The organism is Bradyrhizobium ganzhouense (assembly GCF_049949285.1).
GTDB classification, from domain to species: Bacteria; Pseudomonadota; Alphaproteobacteria; order Rhizobiales; family Xanthobacteraceae; genus Bradyrhizobium; species Bradyrhizobium ganzhouense.
The window spans coordinates 6,945,173-6,966,044 of sequence record NZ_CP181318.1; the positions used below are offsets into that span (position 1 = coordinate 6,945,173).

Annotated in this window: 24 protein-coding genes and 1 riboswitch; of the genes, 17 read left to right on the forward strand and 7 right to left on the reverse strand. The window is 63.2% G+C overall.

Annotated features, from left to right (window positions below; all coding sequences use genetic code 11):
* Positions 1-9 precede the first annotated feature (9 nt).
* The 3 genes from ACLFLU_RS32180 (at position 10) to ACLFLU_RS32190 (ending at position 3,596) form a co-directional block, all read left to right on the forward strand.
* Positions 10-1,272: an ABC transporter permease gene (locus tag ACLFLU_RS32180; RefSeq protein ID WP_426408737.1), complete on the forward strand. Its 1,263-nt coding sequence runs from the start codon at positions 10-12 to the stop codon at positions 1,270-1,272.
* A complete protein-coding gene (locus ACLFLU_RS32185; RefSeq protein ID WP_426408738.1) occupies positions 1,269-2,099 on the forward strand; it encodes an ABC transporter permease in 831 nt (276 codons plus the stop codon). The genes ACLFLU_RS32180 and ACLFLU_RS32185 overlap by 4 nt, the downstream gene beginning before the upstream one ends.
* Positions 2,100-2,387: 288 nt before the next feature.
* Positions 2,388-3,596 (forward strand): ABC transporter substrate-binding protein, encoded by a 1,209-nt coding sequence (locus ACLFLU_RS32190; protein ID WP_426408739.1) that lies wholly within the window; start codon positions 2,388-2,390, stop codon positions 3,594-3,596.
* Positions 3,597-3,703: 107 nt separating this feature from the next.
* Here the strand turns inward: ACLFLU_RS32190 and ACLFLU_RS32195 are convergent, their stop codons facing one another.
* Together ACLFLU_RS32195 and ACLFLU_RS32200 are read right to left on the reverse strand one after the other, a co-directional pair.
* A complete protein-coding gene (locus ACLFLU_RS32195) occupies positions 3,704-4,243 on the reverse strand; it encodes a PRC-barrel domain-containing protein (RefSeq protein ID WP_426408740.1) in 540 nt (179 codons plus the stop codon).
* Positions 4,244-4,461: 218 nt separating this feature from the next.
* Positions 4,462-5,034, reverse strand: coding sequence for a hypothetical protein (locus tag ACLFLU_RS32200; protein WP_426408741.1), 573 nt, complete (start codon positions 5,032-5,034; stop codon positions 4,462-4,464).
* 180 nt (positions 5,035-5,214) lie between these two features.
* Here ACLFLU_RS32200 and ACLFLU_RS32205 point away from each other — a divergent pair, with 180 nt between their 5' ends.
* A complete protein-coding gene (locus ACLFLU_RS32205; RefSeq protein WP_426408742.1) occupies positions 5,215-5,955 on the forward strand; it encodes a response regulator in 741 nt (246 codons plus the stop codon).
* Between the two features lie 15 nt (positions 5,956-5,970).
* Positions 5,971-7,308, forward strand: a complete 1,338-nt coding sequence (locus ACLFLU_RS32210; RefSeq protein ID WP_426408743.1) for an ATP-binding protein — start codon at positions 5,971-5,973, stop codon at positions 7,306-7,308.
* On the opposite strand, the gene ACLFLU_RS32215 is transcribed toward ACLFLU_RS32210, so the two are convergent.
* Positions 7,305-7,520: a hypothetical protein gene (locus ACLFLU_RS32215; RefSeq protein WP_426408744.1), complete on the reverse strand. Its 216-nt coding sequence runs from the start codon at positions 7,518-7,520 to the stop codon at positions 7,305-7,307. The genes ACLFLU_RS32210 and ACLFLU_RS32215 overlap by 4 nt on opposite strands.
* A 237-nt stretch (positions 7,521-7,757) precedes the next feature.
* Here ACLFLU_RS32215 and ACLFLU_RS32220 point away from each other — a divergent pair, with 237 nt between their 5' ends.
* The 9 genes from ACLFLU_RS32220 (at position 7,758) to ACLFLU_RS32260 (ending at position 16,105) form a co-directional block, all read left to right on the forward strand.
* Positions 7,758-8,297 (forward strand): transglycosylase SLT domain-containing protein, encoded by a 540-nt coding sequence (locus ACLFLU_RS32220; protein ID WP_426408745.1) that lies wholly within the window; start codon positions 7,758-7,760, stop codon positions 8,295-8,297.
* Positions 8,298-8,324: 27 nt separating this feature from the next.
* Positions 8,325-8,469: riboswitch (TPP riboswitch) on the forward strand.
* Entirely contained in the window at positions 8,457-9,467 is a 1,011-nt protein-coding gene (locus ACLFLU_RS32225) for an FAD-dependent oxidoreductase (protein ID WP_426408746.1), read from the forward strand. It overlaps the preceding riboswitch by 13 nt.
* Positions 9,458-9,655, forward strand: coding sequence for a sulfur carrier protein ThiS (gene thiS, locus ACLFLU_RS32230; protein ID WP_094977290.1), 198 nt, complete (start codon positions 9,458-9,460; stop codon positions 9,653-9,655). The genes ACLFLU_RS32225 and thiS overlap by 10 nt, the downstream gene beginning before the upstream one ends.
* A 196-nt stretch (positions 9,656-9,851) precedes the next feature.
* Entirely contained in the window at positions 9,852-10,634 is a 783-nt protein-coding gene (locus tag ACLFLU_RS32235; protein WP_426408747.1) for a thiazole synthase, read from the forward strand.
* Positions 10,621-11,229 carry a thiamine phosphate synthase gene (locus tag ACLFLU_RS32240; protein ID WP_426408748.1) on the forward strand — a complete coding sequence of 203 codons (609 nt, stop codon included), beginning with the start codon at positions 10,621-10,623 and terminating at the stop codon, positions 11,227-11,229. Before ACLFLU_RS32235 ends, ACLFLU_RS32240 begins: the two co-directional genes overlap by 14 nt.
* A gap of 159 nt (positions 11,230-11,388) precedes the next feature.
* The gene (gene thiC, locus ACLFLU_RS32245; protein ID WP_426408749.1) at positions 11,389-13,287 is read left to right on the forward strand and encodes a phosphomethylpyrimidine synthase ThiC; all 1,899 of its coding nucleotides are present in this window, start codon (positions 11,389-11,391) and stop codon (positions 13,285-13,287) included.
* 147 nt (positions 13,288-13,434) lie between these two features.
* Positions 13,435-14,406 carry a DUF4917 family protein gene (locus ACLFLU_RS32250; RefSeq protein WP_426408750.1) on the forward strand — a complete coding sequence of 324 codons (972 nt, stop codon included), beginning with the start codon at positions 13,435-13,437 and terminating at the stop codon, positions 14,404-14,406.
* A gap of 102 nt (positions 14,407-14,508) precedes the next feature.
* Entirely contained in the window at positions 14,509-15,381 is an 873-nt protein-coding gene (locus ACLFLU_RS32255; RefSeq protein ID WP_426408751.1) for an HNH endonuclease, read from the forward strand.
* A 205-nt stretch (positions 15,382-15,586) separates the two neighbouring features.
* On the forward strand, positions 15,587-16,105 hold the full coding sequence (locus ACLFLU_RS32260) for a mismatch-specific DNA-glycosylase (protein ID WP_426408752.1): 519 nt from the start codon (positions 15,587-15,589) through the stop codon (positions 16,103-16,105).
* A gap of 159 nt (positions 16,106-16,264) precedes the next feature.
* On the opposite strand, the gene ACLFLU_RS32265 is transcribed toward ACLFLU_RS32260, so the two are convergent.
* Positions 16,265-16,810 carry an HD domain-containing protein gene (locus ACLFLU_RS32265; RefSeq protein WP_426408753.1) on the reverse strand — a complete coding sequence of 182 codons (546 nt, stop codon included), beginning with the start codon at positions 16,808-16,810 and terminating at the stop codon, positions 16,265-16,267.
* 10 nt (positions 16,811-16,820) lie between these two features.
* Positions 16,821-17,045: a DUF6429 family protein gene (locus tag ACLFLU_RS32270; protein ID WP_426408754.1), complete on the reverse strand. Its 225-nt coding sequence runs from the start codon at positions 17,043-17,045 to the stop codon at positions 16,821-16,823.
* 183 nt (positions 17,046-17,228) lie between these two features.
* On the opposite strand from ACLFLU_RS32270, the gene ACLFLU_RS32275 reads away from it, so the two are divergent.
* Positions 17,229-17,876 carry a glutathione S-transferase family protein gene (locus tag ACLFLU_RS32275; protein WP_426408755.1) on the forward strand — a complete coding sequence of 216 codons (648 nt, stop codon included), beginning with the start codon at positions 17,229-17,231 and terminating at the stop codon, positions 17,874-17,876.
* Between the two features lie 112 nt (positions 17,877-17,988).
* On the opposite strand, the gene ACLFLU_RS32280 is transcribed toward ACLFLU_RS32275, so the two are convergent.
* Together ACLFLU_RS32280 and ACLFLU_RS32285 are read right to left on the reverse strand one after the other, a co-directional pair.
* The gene (locus ACLFLU_RS32280; protein ID WP_426408756.1) at positions 17,989-18,717 is read right to left on the reverse strand and encodes an SDR family oxidoreductase; all 729 of its coding nucleotides are present in this window, start codon (positions 18,715-18,717) and stop codon (positions 17,989-17,991) included.
* A 273-nt stretch (positions 18,718-18,990) separates the two neighbouring features.
* A complete protein-coding gene (locus ACLFLU_RS32285; protein ID WP_426408757.1) occupies positions 18,991-19,428 on the reverse strand; it encodes a VOC family protein in 438 nt (145 codons plus the stop codon).
* Positions 19,429-19,711: 283 nt separating this feature from the next.
* On the opposite strand from ACLFLU_RS32285, the gene ACLFLU_RS32290 reads away from it, so the two are divergent.
* On the forward strand, positions 19,712-20,107 hold the full coding sequence (locus ACLFLU_RS32290) for a hypothetical protein (protein ID WP_426408758.1): 396 nt from the start codon (positions 19,712-19,714) through the stop codon (positions 20,105-20,107).
* Between the two features lie 11 nt (positions 20,108-20,118).
* Positions 20,119-20,811 carry a glutathione S-transferase family protein gene (locus tag ACLFLU_RS32295; protein ID WP_426408759.1) on the forward strand — a complete coding sequence of 231 codons (693 nt, stop codon included), beginning with the start codon at positions 20,119-20,121 and terminating at the stop codon, positions 20,809-20,811.
* Positions 20,812-20,872: the final 61 nt, after the last annotated feature.

Sequence of the window (20,872 nt, forward strand, 5' to 3'; positions counted from 1 at the left end):
GCTCGCCCTATGACGGATGCGCTTCTGACCGGCGCCAATGCGTCGACCGAGGTGCCGCTCAAGCGCCGATTGAGGCGTGCGGAGCGGACACGCCAGGTCAAGGCATTGGCGCTGGTGCTGCCGCTTCTCGTCTTCCTGCTCTTCACCTTTGCGGGCCCGATCGCCGGCATGTTGTGGCGCGCGGTCGATGACCGGGAAGTGCGTCAGGCTCTGCCTCAAACCGTCGCGGCTCTCGCCAACTGGGACGGCAAGGACCTGCCGGACGAAAAAGCCTACGCGGCGCTCGCAAGTGACATCCAGGCGTCGCGCGCCTCCGGCTCCATCCCCATCGCGGCCAAGCGGCTCAACTACGCCCTGAACGGCTTCCGCACGATCCTCACCAGCACCGCACGCAATCTGAAGGCGGTGCCGGAGCCCGGCACGGCGAAGGAGACACTGGGCAAGATCAACCCAGCCTGGCGCGACCGCACCACCTGGACGACGATCAAGGATGCGAGTGGCCCGGTGACCGGCTTCTATCTTCTCGCGGCGCTCGACCTGACGCGGAACGTGGATGGCGCGATCGTCGCGGCCCCGCCGGATCAGGCGATCTACCGCGACGTTTTCGGCCGCACTTTCCTCATCGGCCTCGGCGTCACCGCGCTCTGCCTGATCCTTGGCTTCCCGGTCGCTTACCTCTTGGCGACGCTGCCGCCGGGCCGGTCGAACCTCTTGATGATCTTCGTGCTGCTGCCGTTCTGGACCTCGCTTCTGGTCCGTACCTGCGCCTGGATCGTGCTGCTGCAGAGCAACGGCGTCGTCAACGACAGCCTGCACTGGCTTGGCATCATCGACGAGCCGCTGCGCCTGATCTACAACCGCTTCGGTGTCTGCGTGGCCATGACCCACGTGCTGCTGCCGTTCATGATCCTGCCGCTGTACAGCAGCATGAAGGCGATCTCGCCCGCTTACATGCGTGCCGCCGCCTCGCTCGGCGCGCCACCCCTCACCGCCTTCCTGCGGATCTATTTGCCGCAAACCCTGCCCGGCATCGGCGCGGGAAGCCTGCTCGTCTTCATCCTGGCGCTCGGCTACTACATCACGCCGGCACTGGTCGGCGGCGCCGCCGATCAGATGATCAGCTACTTCATCGCGCTCTACACGACCGAGACCGCCAATTGGGGCCTTGCTTCCGCGCTCGGTGCCGTGCTGTTGCTGGCCACCATTCTGCTCGCCCTCGTCTACGGCAAGCTGGTGCAGGGCCAGCAGGTCACGGGAGGGATGAAGAATTGAGCGACAGTTCCTCCCTCCGCACGCCCAGCCAGCGCATCGCGTGGACCGCGACCATCGTCATCTCGACGCTGGTGTTCATCTTCCTGATCGCACCGATCCTGGCGATCATGCCGCTGTCGTTCAGCTCGGGCTCGTACCTGACCTATCCGCTGCCGGGCCTTTCCCTGCGCTGGTACGACGATTTCATCAATTCGCCGCGCTGGATGAATTCGCTGAAGAACAGCATGATCATCGGGGTCGCCTCGACGCTGCTGTCCATGGTGCTTGGCACGCTGGCAGCTCTTGGGCTCGCGCAGTGGAAGAGCCGGTTCAAGCCGCTGGTGCTGGCTTTTGTGCTGTCGCCGGTGGTCGTGCCCGGTGTCATCACCGCGGTCGGTCTCTATTTCTTCTTCGCGCCGATCGGACTGACCGGCAGCTATCTCGGCCTGATCCTGGCTCATACCGCGCTGGCGACGCCCTTTGTGGTGATCACGGTCGGCGCGACGCTGCAAAGCTTCGACACCAATCTGGCACGCGCCGCCGCCTCACTCGGCGCCTCGCCGCTGGAAGCGTTCCGCCGCGTGATCCTGCCGCTGATCCTGCCGGGGCTCGCGTCAGGCGCGCTGTTCGCCTTCGCGACCAGCTTCGACGAGGTGGTGATCGTGCTGTTCATGGCGGGGCCGGAACAACGCACCCTGCCGCGCGAAATGTTCAGCGGCATCCGTGAGAACATCAGCCCGACCATCACCGCCGCCGCGGTAATCTTGACGACAGTCTCGGTCATCCTGCTCGCCACGCTCGAAGGCCTGCGCCGGCGCAACGAACGGCTCAAAGGCAGCAGCGCGTAACCTTCTTCCTTCTCCCCTTGTGGGAGAAGGTGGCGCAAAGCGCCGGATGAGGGGTATCTGTCCGCGCATTCAATTGAGAGTTGGACTCGCGGAGAGATACCCCTCACCCGTCTCGCCGCTGCGCGGCGAGCCACCCTCTCCCGCAAGGGGAGAGGGCAACAACACCGCCGCCCCCCTACTTATTTCCCACCCGTCTTCGCGCCTCCCCGGCTTTGCCCCCGCGACCGTTTGTCGCTAGAACAGTCCGCGCAACAAAGCCCAAACAACAAGGCTGAGGGAGAAAACCATATGCAGAAACTCATCGCCGCCGTCGCGGCCAGCTTCGCCATCGCCGCGAGCTGCGGCTCGGCGCAGGCGCAGATTTCCGACAACGTCGTCAAGCTCGGCGTCCTCACGGACATGTCGAGCCTTTATGCCGACGCGACCGGCAAGGGCTCGCTGGCCGCTGTCGAGATGGCGGTTGCCGATTACGGCGGCAAGGTCGCAGGGGTTCCGATCGAGATCGTTTCCGCCGACCACCAGAACAAGCCCGACGTCGGCGTCAATATCGCCCGCAACTGGTACGACAACGAGAAGGTGGACGCTGTCCTCGACGTGCCGACCTCTTCGGTCGCGCTGCCGATCTCGGCGCTGACGCGCGAGAAGAACAAGATCAACATCAATTCCGGCGGCGGCTCGTCCGACATTACCGGCACCGCCTGCTCGCCCAACACCGTGCACTGGACCTACGACACCTACGCGCTGTCGAACGTCGCCGGCAAGGCGATGGTGAAGCGCGGCGAGGACACCTGGTTCTTCGTCACCGCAGACTACGCGTTCGGCATGGCGCTGCAGCGCGACGCCGCCAACGTCGTCAAGGAGAGCGGCGGCAAGGTGCTCGGCGAGGTCCGCCATCCGCTCAACTCATCCGACTTCTCGTCCTTCCTGCTGCAGGCCCAGGCCTCCAAGGCCAAGGTGGTCGCGCTGGCGAACGCCGGCGGCGACACCACCAATGCGCTGAAGCAGGCCGCCGAGTTTGGCCTGGTGCAAGGCGGCCAGAAGATGATCGCGCTGCTCCAGGAGATCACCGACACCCATTCGCTCGGCATCAAGGCGACGCAAGGATTGATCGTCACCGACGCGTTCTACTGGGACATGAACGACGAGACCCGCGCCTTCTCCAAGCGCTTCAACGAGAAGGTCGGACACATGCCGACCATGATTCAGGCCGGTCTCTATTCGGCCACCATGCATTATCTGAAGGCGATCGAAGCGATCAAGACCGACGAAGCGCCGAAGGTGATGGAGCAGATGCGCAAGACGCCGGTGAACGACTTCTTCGCCAAGAACGGCAAGATCCGCATCGACGGCCGCATGGTCCACGACATGTATCTGTTCGAGGTGAAGAAGCCCGAAGAGTCCAAAGGCGAGTGGGACCTCTACAAGCTGATCGCCACCGTGCCCGGCGACGAAGCCTTCCGCCCGCTCGACAAGGGCGGCTGCCCGCTGGTGAAGTGAAGAGTCTCTCCCTCTCCCCGCTTGCGGGGAGAGGTAAGAAAGAAAACGCGACAGCGCGCCCGGTGAAAACCGGGCGCGCTTCGTTTTAGGCCATCACGCGATCCGCATTACTCCGAGTACTTGAACTCGGGCATGTTCTTCAGCTCGTCCTTGGTCGCATTGAACACGGCGTGGTCCGGATACCACTTCGACGAGGACGACGCTGTGGTCGTGGTCGTCGTGGTCTTCTCGCTGCCGGTCGCAGCGCCCGTCGTCGTGGTCGCAGCGGGCTTCGCGTTCGGGTTCGCGCCAGTGCCGGTGTAAGCCACCGCCTCATTGACGAATTTCAGCTTCTCATACGGCACGGCGACGAGATGCTCGCCCATGCCGAGGAAACCGCCGACGCCGATCACTGCGATCTTCACAGCGCCGCTCTTGTCCATCAGCAGGTCGTTGATCGAGCCGATGTTCTCGTTGGCATCGTTGTAGATCTTCAAGCCGGCCATTTTCGACGCGCGCCAGTCGCCCGAAGCGGTGGTGGTGGTCGTCGTCGCGGTGGCGGCCGCGGTCGGCGACTTGTCGGTGGTGGCGGTCGGGTTTTGCGCAAGCGCAACGGTCGCAAACAAGGCGGTGCCGGCAAGACCGGCGGCGATCGATTTCATCAACATTGTTGTCCTCTCCTTCAGCAGATAACGCATGCGGAGAGAACAGCCACGATCACCCACAGTTCCTGTGCTGCGGCGATTTCGTTGCGCCATTCGGCGCTGCGTAGCGAGGAAGGTTCCTGTCGAGGAACGTGCGTGATGCACAGTTCCTCGCCGACGATCTTGCGCCCTGGGATATAGCACGATCGCGGCGAGGAACGCGCCGACCCGCGTCGCGCAGGTCAGCTCTGGTAGTCGATCAGAAGCGCGGAGATGTCCGTGCTGCTCGAGGCGCTCGTCGTGCCGTTCGCGCTGTAGGACGAGTTCGACGAAGACTGCGACTGCTGCAGCGCCTGGAGGAACTGCTCGAGAATCTTGGCCGTGCTGGAATCTGTCGAGCTGCTGCTCGTCGAATCCGTCGACGACGAAGAATCCGAAGAGCCGTCATCCGAGGGCGGCGGCCCGCCCGCACCATGCGCACCGCCGGCACCACCGGGCCCCTTGCCGAAGGCGGACTGAAACACGCCCTTGAGCTCGTCGGCCTGGTTCGACGTCAGCGTCCCGTTCGAGACCTCGCCCGCGATGAGATTGTCGATCTTCGACTTCAGGCCGTCCTTGGACGGTTTGGTGCCGCTCGACTGATCGCTGGACTTGCTCTGCTGAAGCGCCGTGTCGATGTCTTGCAGGGCGGTCGTGAGTGCGGACTGGTCCGATGACGAGACCGTGCCGTCGGACACTTCCGATTGCAATTCCTGCTGCAGCTTCTGCAGCGGCGACTGGTAATTACCGGCGGAGGCCGCCGAAATCGAGGTCATGAGTGCACCGTGGTTTTTGCGGGGTTTCGTACGCGACTGCCCCACGGTATGGTTAACGGTCTTAACGGGACCTTGCCGTACGACGACCCAGTCGTTGCGGGGTGTTGCGGAAATCCATTCGGAAACAAACGGAAACAAAAATCTTCGCCTTTTGGCCCGAATCTTGGACAAACAAAGCTCATGGCCATTCCTTCTCCCAACATCCTGGTCGTCGAGGACGACCGCGAAACCCGGACGTTGATTGCGAAATATCTCCGCAACAACTCCTGCAACGTGACCGCTGTGAGCGACGGCCGCGAGATGTCGCGTGCCATGGCCGACCACCGCGTTGATCTCATCATCCTCGACGTCATGCTGCCGGGCGAGGACGGTCTCAGCCTGTGTCGCAAGGTGCGCTCGGAGGCGCAGACGCCGATCATCATGCTGACCGCACGCGGCGAGGACGTCGACCGCATCGTCGGCCTTGAGATGGGCGCGGACGATTATCTGCCGAAACCATTCAACCCGCGCGAGCTGCTCGCCCGCATCAACGCGGTGCTGCGGCGCCAGGCCTCCGCACAGGCTGCGAGCACGATCGAGGGCGCCTCGACGCTGGCCTTCGAGGGCTGGCGCATCGATTTGCGGTTGCGCGAGCTGCGCAATCCGGAAGGCGCGCGCGTCGCGGTGACCAGCGCAGAGTTCGACCTGCTGCGGACCTTCTGCGAGCGTCCTGGCCGCGTGCTCTCGCGCGACAGCCTGCTCGACCTCACGCAGGGCCGCAACACCGGCTCGTTCGAACGCTCCATCGACGTGCTGGTGAGCCGCATCCGCCGCAAGATCGAGCCCAATCCGGCCGATCCCACCATCATCAAGACGGTGCGCTCCGGCGGTTATCTGTTTACGCCCAGAACGGAAGCGGTTACGACGCCCCTGAGCAACTGACGGGGCGTTAAGACGATGAGGCCGTTCGGGTTCTTCCACCTCAAGGGCATCGGCGGGCAGATCGCAGCGCTGGTGCTGGCCTCAACCGTCGCGCTGCATCTCGTCGTCACCACCGCCTTCCTGATCAGCCGGCCCGACCGCCCGGACCAGGCGCCGGACGGCGCTCCCCAATTGATGGATGCCGCGCTGCTGCTCGGCTCGGCAAGGCCGGACGACCGTCCCCGCCTCGCTGCCGATCTCGCGCGCGCCTTCCCGAAGCTCAACATCGAGATATCGGCGCCGGGCACGGCGATTGTGGTCGAGGACAGCGAGGGCCAGCACCTGCATGGGCTCCGGCGCCATCTCGGCCGCGGCTACAAGGTGGTGCAGCTCGCACCCGTCGGCGACGCCCGTCGCATCGGCGTGCAATTGCCTGACGGCACCATGATCGCGGGCCATGTCGAAAACGGCCCGCGTCCGTGGTTCTGGGGCGCGCCGTGGCTGGTGACGCTGATGACCGCCTTCATCTGCATCAGCGTGCTCGGCCTGTGGGCGGCGCGCGCACTGGCCACGCCACTCTCGTCCTTTGCCAAGGCGGCCGAGAATTTCAGCTTGGACGGCGGCGCAGACCCTCTGCCCGAGCGCGGTCCGGAGGAGATCCGCTCTGTCGCGCGCGCGCTCAACCGCATGCACGAGCGGATCGGTCGGCTGATGTCGGATCGCACCCGCATGCTGGCTGCGATCAGCCACGATCTGCGCACGCCGATCACGCGGCTGCGCCTGCGCGCCGAGTTCATCGAGGACGAGGGCAACCGCAAGCGCATGCTGATCGATCTCGACCAGATGCGCTCGATGCTGGAAAGCGTGCTGTCGCTGCTGCGCAACGATCGCAAGATCGAGGCGATCACGCTGGTCGACATTGCGAGCACGCTGCAGCTGATCGCCGACCAGTTCGGCGACATGGGCCACGTCGTGCACTATGACGGCCCGTCATCGGCGACCGCCGCGGCGCGCCCCGACGATCTGCATCGCGGCGTCACCAACCTCGTCGAGAACGCCGTGCGCTTCGGCGCCGAGGTGACGATCCGCCTCGACGTCGCCGGCACCAAGCTCATCATCGACGTCGAGGATGACGGCCCCGGCATTTCGGACGCGCGCAAGCAGGAGATGCTGGAGCCGTTCGTGCGCGGCGACGACGCGCGCACCATGGACGATTCCACCGGCTTCGGCCTCGGCCTGTCGATCGCGCGCGCGATCGCGATCGCCCATGGCGGCGAGCTGTCGCTGCACGACCGCCAGCCGCACGGGCTGATCGTGCGGATGCAATTGCCGGTGTGGCAGCAGCCGCGGCTCGCGGCACAGGTCGCTGCTTAAGCCGCGAGCGGCGGATACTCTACAGCGGGCTCGTGGAAGATCGCGATCGCCTCGAAGCGATAGCCGCAGGCGTGGCAATTCCAGAGATAGGAAATCCGCCCCTCGCCCGGCTCGATCCAGTCTGGCTGCGCGATCGGCGCGCCGCACTGGGCACACGGGTTCTGAGTGGGAATCTCGCCGGTGATGGTCTTGCCCATTGTTGTTTTTGTCATGGCACCTCTCCCGATTCGCAGGGCGCTTCATACTCGCTTTCGCGCCTCGGCGCGACTAGACAGGCTTGCTGTCGCGACGCGAGTGTCCGCCTGCAGGAACTGCTGCGCCAGCATTGAGTCGTAACGACGGCTCTGCGCCGCAAAATCGTCAACGGCGGCGTTCGGTCACATCATCGCCGCGTTCAGGAGGCCTAACGGCAGCCGGGCGCAGGTTGCTCAGAACGTCCGGGATATCCGATGAAAATTTTAGGTATTGCCGCGTTCCTCGCGGCCGGACTGGTGTCGCCGCAGGCCGCATTCGCAGGCCAGGCCGAATATGCCGAGATGGTCGCCATGCATGCGCGCGCCAACGGCGTGCCGGAGGCGCTGGTGCATCGCGTCATCATGCGCGAGAGCCGCTATCAGCCGGGTCTGGTCGGCCGTGGCGGCGCGATCGGGATGATGCAGATCAAGCTCGCGACCGCCCGCGGCCTCGGCTACACCGGCGATGCCGCCGGCCTGCGCGACCCCAACACCAACCTCACCTATGCGGTCAAATACCTCGCCGGCGCCTACCACGCCGCCAATGGCGACCACGACCGCGCCGTGCGCTATTTCGCGGGCGGCTATTACTACGTTGCAAAGCACCAGCGCCAGCAAGCCGTCCAACAGGCGAGCTTTGAGCCTCAGCTCGAGCCGAACGGCAATCCGCAGCCGATGGTCGGCGCTGCGCCGCATCGCAAGCTGGTGCAGCAGGTCCGCAATGCGCGGGCGCAGGTTCCCGGGAACATGCGTTGACCACCCCGCCCCACTAGCCTACATTAGAGCCGTTCCGAGGGGTGCTCCGAGGAGGAGCTGAGATACCGCTAAATGGGCAAGCCTGCGCTTCAGCAAGCCGGCCCAGGACCGCGGTGACCCTTTGAACCTGATCCGGGTCATGCCGGCGAAGGGACAGGGATGTTGCAGACGACCAAGCGACCGGAGTCTCCGGTATCCATCATCGGTGCAGGCATAGCGGGAGCCTGGCAGGCGCTGTTGTTCGCGCAGGCCGGCCATGCCGTGACGCTACACGAGCGCAGTGACGCAGGGATGACCGACGCCACCAGCCATTGGGCCGGCGGCATGCTCGCGCCCTATTGCGAAGCGGAGGTCGCCGAGCCCATCATCTCCAGGCTCGGCCTGCGCTCGCTCGACATCTGGCGGCGCGAATTGCCGGATACCCCCTTCAACGGCTCGCTGGTCGTCGCCCATCCACGCGAGCGCAACGACTTTGAGCGCTTTGCGCGCATGACCGAAGGCCATCGCCGGCTCGATGCCGCGGGCCTTGCCGAACTCGAGCCGTCGCTCGAGGGCCGCTTCCGCGACGCGCTGTTCTTCCCGACCGAGGGCCATGTCGAGCCGCGCCGCGTCCTGCCGAAGCTGCACGCGCGCATCGTTGCCGCCGGCGGCACCATCAAGTTCGGCAGCGACGTCACCGCAAAAGATCTCGACGGCCTCGTCATCGACTGCCGCGGCCTGTCCGCGCGCGACGAACAACCCGAGCTCCGCGGCGTCAAGGGCGAGATGATCCAGATCGAGACGGACGAGGTGCAGCTTTCGCGCCCGGTGCGGCTGATCCATCCGCGCTGGCCGCTCTACGTGATCCCGCGCGAGGACAATCTGTTCATGCTGGGCGCGACCACGATCGAGGCCGAGGACACCGGCGTCAGCGTCCGCTCCGCGCTGGAACTCTTGGGCGCGGCGTATGCCGTGCATCCGGCCTTTGGCGAGGCCCGCATCGTCGAGTTCGGCTCGGGCCTTCGTCCTGCGTATCCCGACAATCTGCCGCGCATCGGCGTGCGCGGCGGCAAGATCAGCGTCAACGGGCTCTACCGCCACGGCTTCCTGCTCGCGCCGGCGCTCGCCGAGCTGACGTTGTCCTATGTCGAGCGCGGCCAGATCGACAATGAGGTGATGCAGTGCGCGTGATCGTGAACGGCGAGCAGCGCGAGATCAATGCGGCCAGCGTCGACGCGCTGCTCTCAGAGCTCGACTACGAGGGCACGCATTTCGCCATTGCGCTCAACTACGACGTCGTGCCGAAAAGCCGCTGGGCCGAGACCAGCCTGAAGGCCGGCGACGAGATCGAGATCATCACGCCGCGGCAGGGAGGGTGAGGATGATGAGCGAAGCCGTCGCCTTCCTTCGCCTCTCCCCGCCTGCGGGGAGAGGCCGGAATTTGCGAGGCAAATTCCGGGTGAGGGGGACTCTCCGCGAGTCCAACTCTCACCGTCCCCGCGGAGGCTCCCCCTCACCCCAACCCTCTCCCCGCAAGCGGGGCGAGGGAGCAGACCGCTGCACGCGGAGACACTGATGGTCAATTTCTACGGCAAAACCTTCGCCTCCCGCCTCCTCATCGGCAGCGCGCTCTATCCTTCGCCCGCGATCATGCAGGACGCAATCCGCGCCTCCGGCTCGAACATCGTCACCGTCTCGCTCCGGCGCGAATCCGCCGGCGGCAAGACGGGAGACGCATTCTGGAAGCTGATCCGCGAGCTCGACGTCACCGTGCTGCCGAACACTGCCGGCTGCCGCAGCGTGCGCGAAGCGGTGACCACGGCCAAGCTCGCGCGCGAATTGTTTGCGACCTCCTGGATCAAGCTGGAAGTGATCGCCGACAACGACACGCTGCAGCCCGACGTCGTCGGCCTGGTCGAGGCCGCCACCATCCTGATCAAGGACGGCTTTGAGGTGTTCCCCTATTGCACGGAAGATCTCTCGGTCGCGAACCGGCTGGTCGATGCCGGCTGCAAGGTGGTGATGCCGTGGGCAGCCCCCATCGGCAGCGCAAAAGGCATCACCAATCGCGACGCGCTCAAGCTGATGCGCGAGCGGCTGCCCGACATCACGCTGGTGGTCGACGCCGGCATCGGCGCGCCGAGCCACGCGGCCGAAGCGCTCGAGCTCGGCTATGACGCCGTGCTGCTCAACACGGCCATCGCGAAAGCGGCCGATCCCGTCGCCATGGCCAAGGCCTTCCGCCTCGGCTGTGATGCCGGCCGCACCGCATACGAGGCCGGGCTGATGAACGCCCGCGACTTCGCTTCCCCCTCCACTCCTGTCGTTGGGACCCCGTTCTGGCATGCCGTATCCTGATCGCTTTTATCCCGTCGTCGACAGCCTCAAATGGGTCGAACGCCTGACAAAGCTCGGCGTCGGCACCATTCAGCTGCGCACGAAAGAGCTGAACGACGCCGACTCGCTGCAGATCGTCACCGATGCGCTGGCCATCACCAAAGGCACGCAGGCCAAGCTGGTCGTGAACGACTATTGGCGCGCCGCGATCGTCGCGGGCGCAAAGTACCTGCATCTCGGCCAGGAGGATCTGGCGGATGCCGACCTCAAGGCCATCCGCGAAGCCGGCCTGTCGCTCGGCGTCTCCACGCACGACGACGCCGAGCTTGAAACCGCGCTCAAAGCCAGGCCCGATTACGTCGCGCTCGGTCCGATCTTCTTCACCACGCTGAAATCGATGCGCTTCGCGCCGCAGGGCATCCCCAAAATCACGGAATGGAAGAAGCGCATCGGCACCATCCCGCTGGTTGCGATCGGCGGCATCAAGTTCGAGCACGCCGCGGAGATCTTTGCCGCGGGCGCGGATTCCATCGCCGTCGTCAGCGACGTCACCCAAAATGCCGACCCGGATGCGCGGGTGCGGCAATGGCTCGGCCAGGCCCAGGAGGCGGCGTGATGTCTCACATCCTTTCTTCATCCCGTCACCCTGAGGTGGCCGCGCACGCGGCCCTCGAAGGGCGACGGCCCGGCTCGTTCATCCTTCGAGGCGCGCAAGAGCGCGCACCTCAGGATGACGAGAGCAACATCGCACAACAGAATTAAACCGGAGGATCCCATGAACATCCGCTCCAACCCCGACAAGACCGTCCCCGCCGTCACCACCGGCCCGCTGCCGTCCTCGCGAAAAATCTTCGCGTCGCCCGATGCCGCGCCCGACATCCGCGTGCCACTGCGCGAGATCATCCTGTCCGAAGGCGCTGGCGAGCCGAACCTGCCGGTCTACGACACCTCGGGCCCCTACACCGATCCGTCCGTCACGATCGACGTCAACGCCGGTCTCGCGCGCGGCCGCAAGGCCTGGGTGCTGGAGCGCGGCGGCGTCGAGGAATATCAGGGCCGGCAGATCAAGCCGGAGGACAACGGCAGCGTCTCCGCCGACAAGGCCGCGCGCGCCTTCTCGGCCTATCACCAGCCGCTGCGCGGACTCGACGGCCACAAGATCACCCAGCTCGAATTCGCCCGCGCCGGCATCATCACCAAGGAGATGATCTACGTCGCCGCGCGTGAAAATCTCGGCCGCAAGGAGCAGCTCGAGCGCGCGGAAGCAGCGCTGGCCGACGGCGAAAGCTTTGGCGCGGAAGTCCCCGCCTTCATCACCCCGGAGTTCGTGCGCAGCGAAATCGCCCGCGGCCGCGCCATCATCCCCTCCAACATCAACCACAGTGAACTCGAGCCGATGATCATCGGCCGCAACTTCCTCACCAAGATCAATGCCAATATCGGCAACTCGGCGGTGACCTCGTCGGTCGAGGAAGAGGTCGAGAAGATGGTGTGGGCGATCCGCTGGGGCGCCGACACCGTGATGGACCTGTCGACGGGCCGCAACATTCACACCACGCGCGAGTGGATCCTGCGCAATTCGCCGGTGCCGATCGGCACCGTTCCGATTTATCAGGCGCTGGAGAAGTGCAACGGCGATCCGGTGCAGCTGACCTGGGAGCTCTACAAGGACACGCTGATCGAGCAGTGCGAGCAGGGCGTCGATTATTTCACCATCCACGCCGGCGTGCGCCTGCAATACATCCACCTCACCGCCAACCGCGTCACCGGCATCGTCAGCCGCGGCGGCTCGATCATGGCGAAGTGGTGCCTGGCGCATCACAAGGAGAGCTTCCTCTACACGCATTTCGACGAGATCTGCGACCTCATGCGCAAGTACGACGTCTCGTTCTCGCTCGGCGACGGCCTGCGTCCGGGCTCGATCGCCGACGCCAACGACCGCGCGCAGTTCGCGGAGCTGGAGACGCTCGGCGAGCTGACGAAGATCGCGTGGGACAAGGGCTGCCAGGTCATGATCGAAGGCCCCGGCCACGTGCCGATGCACAAGATCAAGATCAACATGGACAAGCAGCTCAAGGAGTGCGGCGAAGCGCCGTTCTACACGCTTGGACCGCTGACCACCGACATCGCGCCGGGCTATGACCACATCACCTCGGGAATCGGCGCGGCCATGATCGGCTGGTTCGGCTGCGCCATGCTCTGCTACGTCACGCCGAAGGAGCATCTCGGACTGCCCGACCGCAACGACGTCAAGGTCGGCGTCATCACCTACAAGATCGCGGCCCACGCGAGCGATCTCGCCAAGGGCCACCCGGCGGCGCAACTGCGCGACGACGCACTGTCACGTGCCCGTTTCGACTTCCGCTGGAGCGACCAGTTCAACCTCGGCCTCGATCCCGACACCGCAAAGAACTTCCACGACGAGACCCTGCCGAAGGAAGCCCACAAGGTCGCCCATTTCTGCTCGATGTGCGGCCCAAAATTCTGCTCGATGAAGATCACCCAGGACGTCCGCGACTACGCGGCGACGCTGAACGATCCGAACTCGATCGGCATGTCCATGAGCGGGACTGCCGAGGACGGCATGAAGCAGATGAGCGCGAAGTTCAAGGAGATGGGCTCAAACGTGTATCTGGATGCGGAGAAGGTAAAGGAGAGTAATAAGGTGCTGTGACCGACGCCGCCCCTTACTACCGAACACCGAACGAACATCAGAGGTCGAGCGCGAGCTCGGCCTCTTTGTACTAACTACTAATTGCGATACCGATTTCGATCTACTTATAGTGCGATAGACAATGTTTGGATTTTTGAGGAAGTCAAAATGACGATCGCATATGACGAAGCGCTCAAGCAATCCGATCAAAACCGTTCACTGTTAATTGGAAACGGATTCTCAATCGCACAAGCGGGTGGACAGTTCTCTTACTCAGCTTTGCTGGACAAGTCGGGATTGCAACCGGACAGCCCCATCCGGCAATTATTCGATTCGCTCGCCACCGTGGATTTTGAGCTGGTCATGCGAGCTCTGCAAGATGCGGCTCGAGTCGAAAGCGCTTACGGAGCGGACGATAGAGCCACCATTTTCAGAAACGACGCAGCAGCAGTGCGCGAAGCTCTTATACAAGCCGTTAGACAGGTTCATCCTGGCGTCCAGTTCGACATTCCGCAGGAGCAACGGCAGCAATGCGCCGCCTTCCTTCGCAGCTTTGAAAATATCTTCACCGTCAACTACGATCTTTTGCTCTATTGGGTCATTCTCAAAATGGGCGGATATTCGTTTACAGATGGATTTGGCTTAGGTCAGACTGTGGGAGGCTTTCGTACGTTTAGCGAAGAAGGTACCTGCAATACTTTTTATCTTCATGGGGCACTCCACCTTTTCCTTGGCGCCCAGCGGGATACGCAAAAGAGGATCGTAACCACTGGTACGATTATTTCGGACATTTCGGACACAATACGGAATAGGCAAGAACTACCGCTTTTCGTTGCGGAAGGAACCGCACGTCAAAAGATGGCACGAATAAACTCGGTTCCCTACTTTCGTTACTGCTACGACAAATTGAAGACTCTTACCGGCACGCTCATCATATTTGGGCACTCCGTCGCCGAAAATGACTTCCATCTGTACGACGCTATTTTCGAAAGCGGCCTGAATAAACTGTTCGTCTGCGTTCATCAGCCAGAAGCAAATCTACAAGGCACGAAGGAGCGGCTGGCCCAATTCCGCGAAAGAAATGATCGGATAGCAATCGAATACGTCGACTCTGCTTCCGTTAAAGTTTGGCAGCCTTAGCAATATAAGCGGCACGAACGGAGTACCATCTAGAGCGTGTTATCGGATCACGCGACTAATTGCGCCGAGTCGCATTGAACAACCAGATTTTTTAAGGTTCGCATGAGCGATTTCATCGGCTATCACAAGACGGAGGAATGGGGCCCTTACTTTGATCGCGCGCGAAAGCGCCGCGCCAAAGAACTGAAATTCTTCACCGGCAAACGCTTCCGAACTGAAACATTAGTCGGCAACAGGATATGGATCGTCACGGGACGGGGTTCGCCCAAATCGTACGATCTCGTTTGCTCAGGTGTTATGAAAGAGTTGGCGCGCAGCGAACGGCCATCCCAATACAGCCGATCTAGCCATGAAGACGGAACAGAGATCACTTTTCAAGTCGATTATCTTCCCGATCCGATAGACATCACTCAGTATATTTGGTTTCAGCGATTGCTTTCGAGCCAACAGAACTTCAGTCGTGGATTGAATCGAATATCAGACGTTTCAATCGTCGCATCCCTGAACGCGATTCGATCTGACGAAAATTCAATCGGCTCTCCGATCACGCGGGATTTGGCGCAAATTGAAGCCGACGTTTCCATCGATAAAACAACAAGGAAGGCGCTGATCGATGCCCGATTGGGCCAAGGGCGCTTTAGATACGATATCGAGAAACGCTGGGAGGAGGGGTGTGCGGTTATCAATTGCAAGCTGCGGCCATTGTTGCGAGCTTCGCACATTAAGCCGTGGCGGGCGTCGACAAATCAAGAGCGGCTAGATCCAGCTAATGGGCTCCTCTTATCCGCCCATCTTGATGCACTCTTCGACTCCGGCCTTATCTCATTTAGGGATGACGGGGTTATGCTGATTTCGAGTTCCATTCCGCCAAGAGATGCCGCCAATCTGCAAATTCCTAGCGGGTTGAGGCGCAGACTTATGCGAACAGAGAGGCAGTACCTAGAATACCATCGTAAGACGATCTTTAAGCACTAGCAAAGGTAGCCCGGGTGAACGAAGTGACATCTTGGATCGGCTGCTATCCCGTATCGTTCCACGCTCACGGGCAATGAACGGCGGAGAGTCAGCGAAGGAGCGATCTACCTCGTCTGCGTGGCAACTCTTCGCGCTCCGGCAAAAGGCGATGAGTTACGCTTTGTTAATATGCCCTACACAACTGCCAAGCCTATAGACGTTTAATTTGCCCGCCCCCACCCCCCATCGCCTCCCTGACCAACTCCGTCCCAACCTCCGCCTCGTCTTCGTCGGCACCGCCGCCAGCACGCGTTCGGCTGAGGTCGGGCACTACTACGCCCATCCCGGCAACCGCTTCTGGCGCGCGATCCATGAGGCCGGCATCACGCCGCGGCGCTATCAGCCGGGCGAGTTCGCCGCGCTGCTTGAGCTCGGGATCGGCTTCACCGATCTCTCCAAGTCGGGCGCCGGGATGGATCACCAGATCGCGGCCGCGTCGATCGACGTGCCGGGGTTCAGGGCCAAGATCGAGAAGTACCGGCCGCGGACGATTGCGTTCACGAGCAAGAAGGCGGCGAGCCTGTTTTATGGCAGGCCGTCAGCTGCGATTTCGCTGGGGCGGCAGCCGCGCGATGAGAGCTTGCCGGAGATTTTCGTGTTGCCCTCGCCGTCCGGTGCGGCGTCCGGGCATTGGACGCTGGAGCCGTGGCGAGAACTGGCGGCGTGGTTCTGTTCTGTTTCGTAGGGTGGGTTAGCTGTGCGGCCGAGCGAAGCGCGGGCCGCGCGGCGTAACCCACCGCTTCTGTCGCCGCGGAGGCTCAAGAGGTGGGTTACGCCTTGCGCCGTCCCGTGTTGACGGACCGCGCTCGTGAGCGGCTAACCCACCCTACGCATCACCCCCGCCTCAGCTCAGCGCCTCCAGCTCCCGCGCGAGATTGGTGCGGGCTTGGCAGTCGAAGGTCGCGGCGAAACCCGGATCGGGAAAGATGACCTCGCGCGCCGCGAAATGGCGGAGCACCCGGGCGCGACCGATACGATAGTCGTCGTCACTGACGTGGATGAACTCTTGGCGGATCGCGGCGGCATAGGCGTCGTAGCGCGCGGGATCAGTGCCGAGAATGCTGAGGTCGATCGAAATCAGGATCGCCCCGAGGCGATCGCCAGCACTAATTTCGTGCGTCTTCGTCAGACGGATCAGGCGGCCGACCTCCTGACGAAGCTCGGTGCGGACGTGCTGCTCGGCGAGCTGCGCGCTGCGTTCCTCGTTGTCGGATCGGGTCGGATCATACACGAGGTCATGCCACCAGATCGCCTCCGTCAGCGTCTCGCGCTCGGCGGCCGAAAGACCCTCGACCCGCGCGAGCGCGGCCAGGCAGTCCTCGATATGTGCCAGATTGTGATAGTGGCGGGCGGGTGCCGCGTAGGCGGCAGCCAATTGTTCGCGGTTCATCGCCAGGGCATCACTGCTCGAACAATTCCTTGAACAGCGTCTTCGCCCGTTCGAGCCCTTCGGGGGTGAACACCACCGACTTCACCTTGCCGACAGGATCATCAATCATGCCCTTGTCGTGGAGCCGGCCGAGCACGTCCCAGTCAAAACCCTTCCATGCCCGATTGCCATCGTGCAGGGTGAGCCAGAGCAAGGCGAGCGCCGCGTCGTCGATCTTGTCCTTGTTAATGGCCATCTTGACCTCCCCGGAGCGATGTTGACGCCATCCTATTGCACGACAGGCAATTCGCAACGCTCGCCAACGGCCCAGCTTCGTAGGGTGGGCAAAGGCGCCCTTGCGCCGTGCCCACCGGCACTGTCGGAATTCACTGCACTCGTTCGTCCTCGGTCCAAACCGCCATCACCCCGGAGACCCCACATGCCCACCATCACCGCCTTCGCAAACTCGCCCGACCGCGGCCGAGGACAGGCGCGCGACATGCGGGTTCGCTGGGCGCTCGAGGAGGTGGGCCAACCCTACGACGTTCGGCTGGTGTCGTTCGAATCCATGAAGGAGCCGGCGCATCTTGCGCTGCATCCGTTCGGGCAGATACCGACCTATGAGGACGGCGATCTCGCACTGTTCGAGACCGGCGCCATCGTGCTCCTTATCGCCGAGCGTCATGACGGCCTGCTGCCGACCGAGCCGAACGCCAGGGCGCGCGCCATCGCTTGGATGTTTGCCGCGCTCAACACCGTCGAGCCGACGATCGTCGATCTCGGCATGGCGACGCTGCTCGAACGTGACGAGAGCTGGTATGACGAGCGCCTGCCTCTCCTCAACGATCGTGTCCGCGTCCGGCTCGACGAATTGTCCCGCCACCTCGGCGGGGCCGACTGGCTCGACGGTGCATTCAGCGCCGGCGATCTCCTGATGGTGACGGTGCTGCGCAGGCTGAATGCATCGCGCATCCTCGCCGACTATCCGACCCTCTCGTCCTATGTTGCCCGCGGCGAAGCGCGCCCGGCCTTCCGCCGCGCGTTTGATGCGCAGCTGGCGGTGTTTACGGCGGCGTCGGCCGGATGATGGTGCGCCTTCGTAGGGTGGGTTAGCGCAGCGTAACCCACCACTGTCCATCTCCGCAGGAACAGAAGCGGTGGGTTACGCCTTCGGCTAACCCACCCTACGACAATGCGCCCTAAAGATCGAAATTCGTCGGCATCATCACCACGTCGCGGATGGTCATGCCGCGCGGCCGCGTCAGCATGAACATCACCACGGCAGCCACTTCGCTGGCCTCCAGCAGGCTTCCCGTTTCCCTCGCCTCCTGAAGCTTCTCGGCCGGCCAGTCCGCGAGCAGCGCGGTGACGACCGGGCCGGGCGAGATCGAGCCGACGCGAATGCCGTGCTTGAAGACCTGGCGCCGCACCGTCTGGACAAAGCAGTTGATCGCCCATTTGGACGACGCATAGACCGGTTCCCATGGCGTCGGATAATGCGCCGCCAGCGAACTCGTGACGATGATGTCGCCGCTCCGGCGTTCGATCATGTGCGGCAGCACGTCGTGCACGTTCTTCATCACGACGTTGACGTTCAGGTTCAGCATCCGGTCGATCGCCGTCGTGTCGGCATCGACCAGATCGCCACCGACGTAGGTGCCCGCATTCGCATGCAGGATGTCGAGCTGGCCCGCCTTCTCCAGGACGCGCGGCAGCAGCGTTGCGCAGTCTTTAGGATCCAGGAGGTCGACGACCAGCGGGATCACGGCGTCGCCATGCTTGTTGCCGAGCGACTTCAGCGCCGCCTCGTCGCGGTCGACCATCACCACCCGCGCGCCCGCGGCCAGCATCGCTTCAGTGCTCGCGAGCCCAATGCCCGACGCGGCCCCGGTCACCGCGGCAACCTTGCCTGCCAATTCGTTTGCCATGAGATCACCATCCAGCTGATGGTGGGGAGTATAGCGATGCAGGGCGTGGTCGCGAAGTAAACCCTGTGTAGGATGGATTGACGATAGGCGCTCTGCACTCCGCCGTCGTCCCGGCGAAAGCCGGGACCCGTAACCACAGGGTAAAGTTTGACGAAGACTCGTCGTTCGGTACTCCTACCGGCCACAATTGATAGATCACGCGGTATGGGTCCCGGCGTTCGCCGGGACGACACCGTGGGTTTGGTTACGCCGCCCGCAGAACCGTCAGCCGTCTCACCCACCATACGCCTTATCCAAATCCGCAATCACGATCTTCCGCATCCCCATCATCGCCTGCATGACGCGATTGGCCTTGGTGCGGTCGGAGTCGCCGAGATAGCGGCCAAGCGCTAATGGCACCACCTGCCAGGACAGGCCAAACTTGTCCTTCAGCCAGCCGCAGCGGGATTCTTCGCCGCCGTCGACGGTGAGGCGGCTCCAGAAATAGTCCACCTCGTCCTGCGTCTCGACGCTGATGAAGAACGACACCGCCTCGTTGAAGCGGTGTTGCGGCCCGCCATTGAGCGCGTTGAAGCGCTGGCCCTCGAGCTCGAACACCGCCATGAAGTCGCTGACGGTCTCGACCTTCGCATTGGGGAACACCGATTTGTAGAAGGCCACGGCTTCCGGAACGTTGTTGTCGAACCAGAGAAACGGCGTGATGGAGGTCATGTACTGATATCCTTTGCCTCGAACCGGACGCGCACACGCGCGCCGTCGCTCGAAGGACGAACGCGCGGGCGATAATCCGACAGGCGGAATAGCACTTTTTTCGCCCCTGAGAGGCGCGGCCTCCATCAAACGGATGATGCCGGGCACCCATCCTCCGGTCGATCGACGTCGCGTGCGGACTATTGCAAGGGCGTGATGGCGGCGATACGACTTGGGGTGGAAGAACGTGGGTTGGAACAGCCGAGCCTCAATCGGCGCACGTCATGTCGAGGAAGCCGCCGCCATGAGCGACGATCTCTCCGGTGTCTGGGACGGCACTTACATCCAACCCGGCACGGGAATGGTCACGTTCACGGCGACGCTGGTCGAGGCCGGCGGTGCGATCAGCGGCAGTGTCACCGAGCCCTGCTCGAATCCGCGCTGCCCGGTGCGAACCCACAGCGCCTCGATCACGGGCCATCGCGCCGGCACAGTCGTGTCCTTTGTCAAACGCTACGAGCCGCCGGGTTACGGCTTCGACATTGTCCATTACGACGGCATCATGAACGGAGAGGCGACCGAGATCGACGGGCGCTGGCGGCTGCCGGGCACGTCCGGGTCGTTCCTGATGATCCGCTCCAGCAAATCCGCGCAAGCCGTCACGACGGGCAAACGGGCCAGGACGCCGGCCCGCGAGTAAAGGCAGCTACCATGCTGACCCTCTATTCCTACCCAAATCTGTTCGGCGTCGCCGACAACAACGGCTATGGCCTCAAGGTCTACGCCTTCCTGAAGCTCGCAGGCGTTCCGTTCGTGCACGAGCACGTGTTCGATGCCTCCGCCGCACCACGCGGGCAGCTGCCTTACATCGTCGATGACGGCGAGACCATCGGCGACAGCGAAACGATCATCGCGCACGCGATCGCAAAATATCATCTGACCATCGATGCCGCGCTGTCGCCGGCGCAGCGCCGGACCCATCATCTCGTCACGCGCATGCTCGACGATCTCTACTGGGTGATGTCCTATTCGCGCTGGAAGGACGAGCGCTATTATCCGGCATTTCGCGACGGCTTCATCGCGCAGCATCCGCAGATCGACGCGGATGGCTTCGAGAAGGCGAAGGCCTATAATGCCCAGCGCTATCACTACCAGGGCATCGGCCGCTACACGCCCGAACAGGCTTACGCGCGAGGGGTGGCTGACTTGCAGGTGCTCGCCGAGATCGTACCCGCGAACGGTTTTGTGGATGGCGAGCGGCCGACCAGCTGTGATGCCGGCATCTACGGCTTCATCGCCAATATCTATTATTTTCCGATCCCGACGCCGCTGAAGGCGTTCGTCGATGCGCGCAAGAACCTCGTCGCGCATTGCGAGCGGATTCATGAGATGGTGAGCGCATGATCCGTAGGTCTCGTAGGGAGGGTTAGCCCGCGGCTACGCGAAGCGTAGTCCGCAGGCGTAA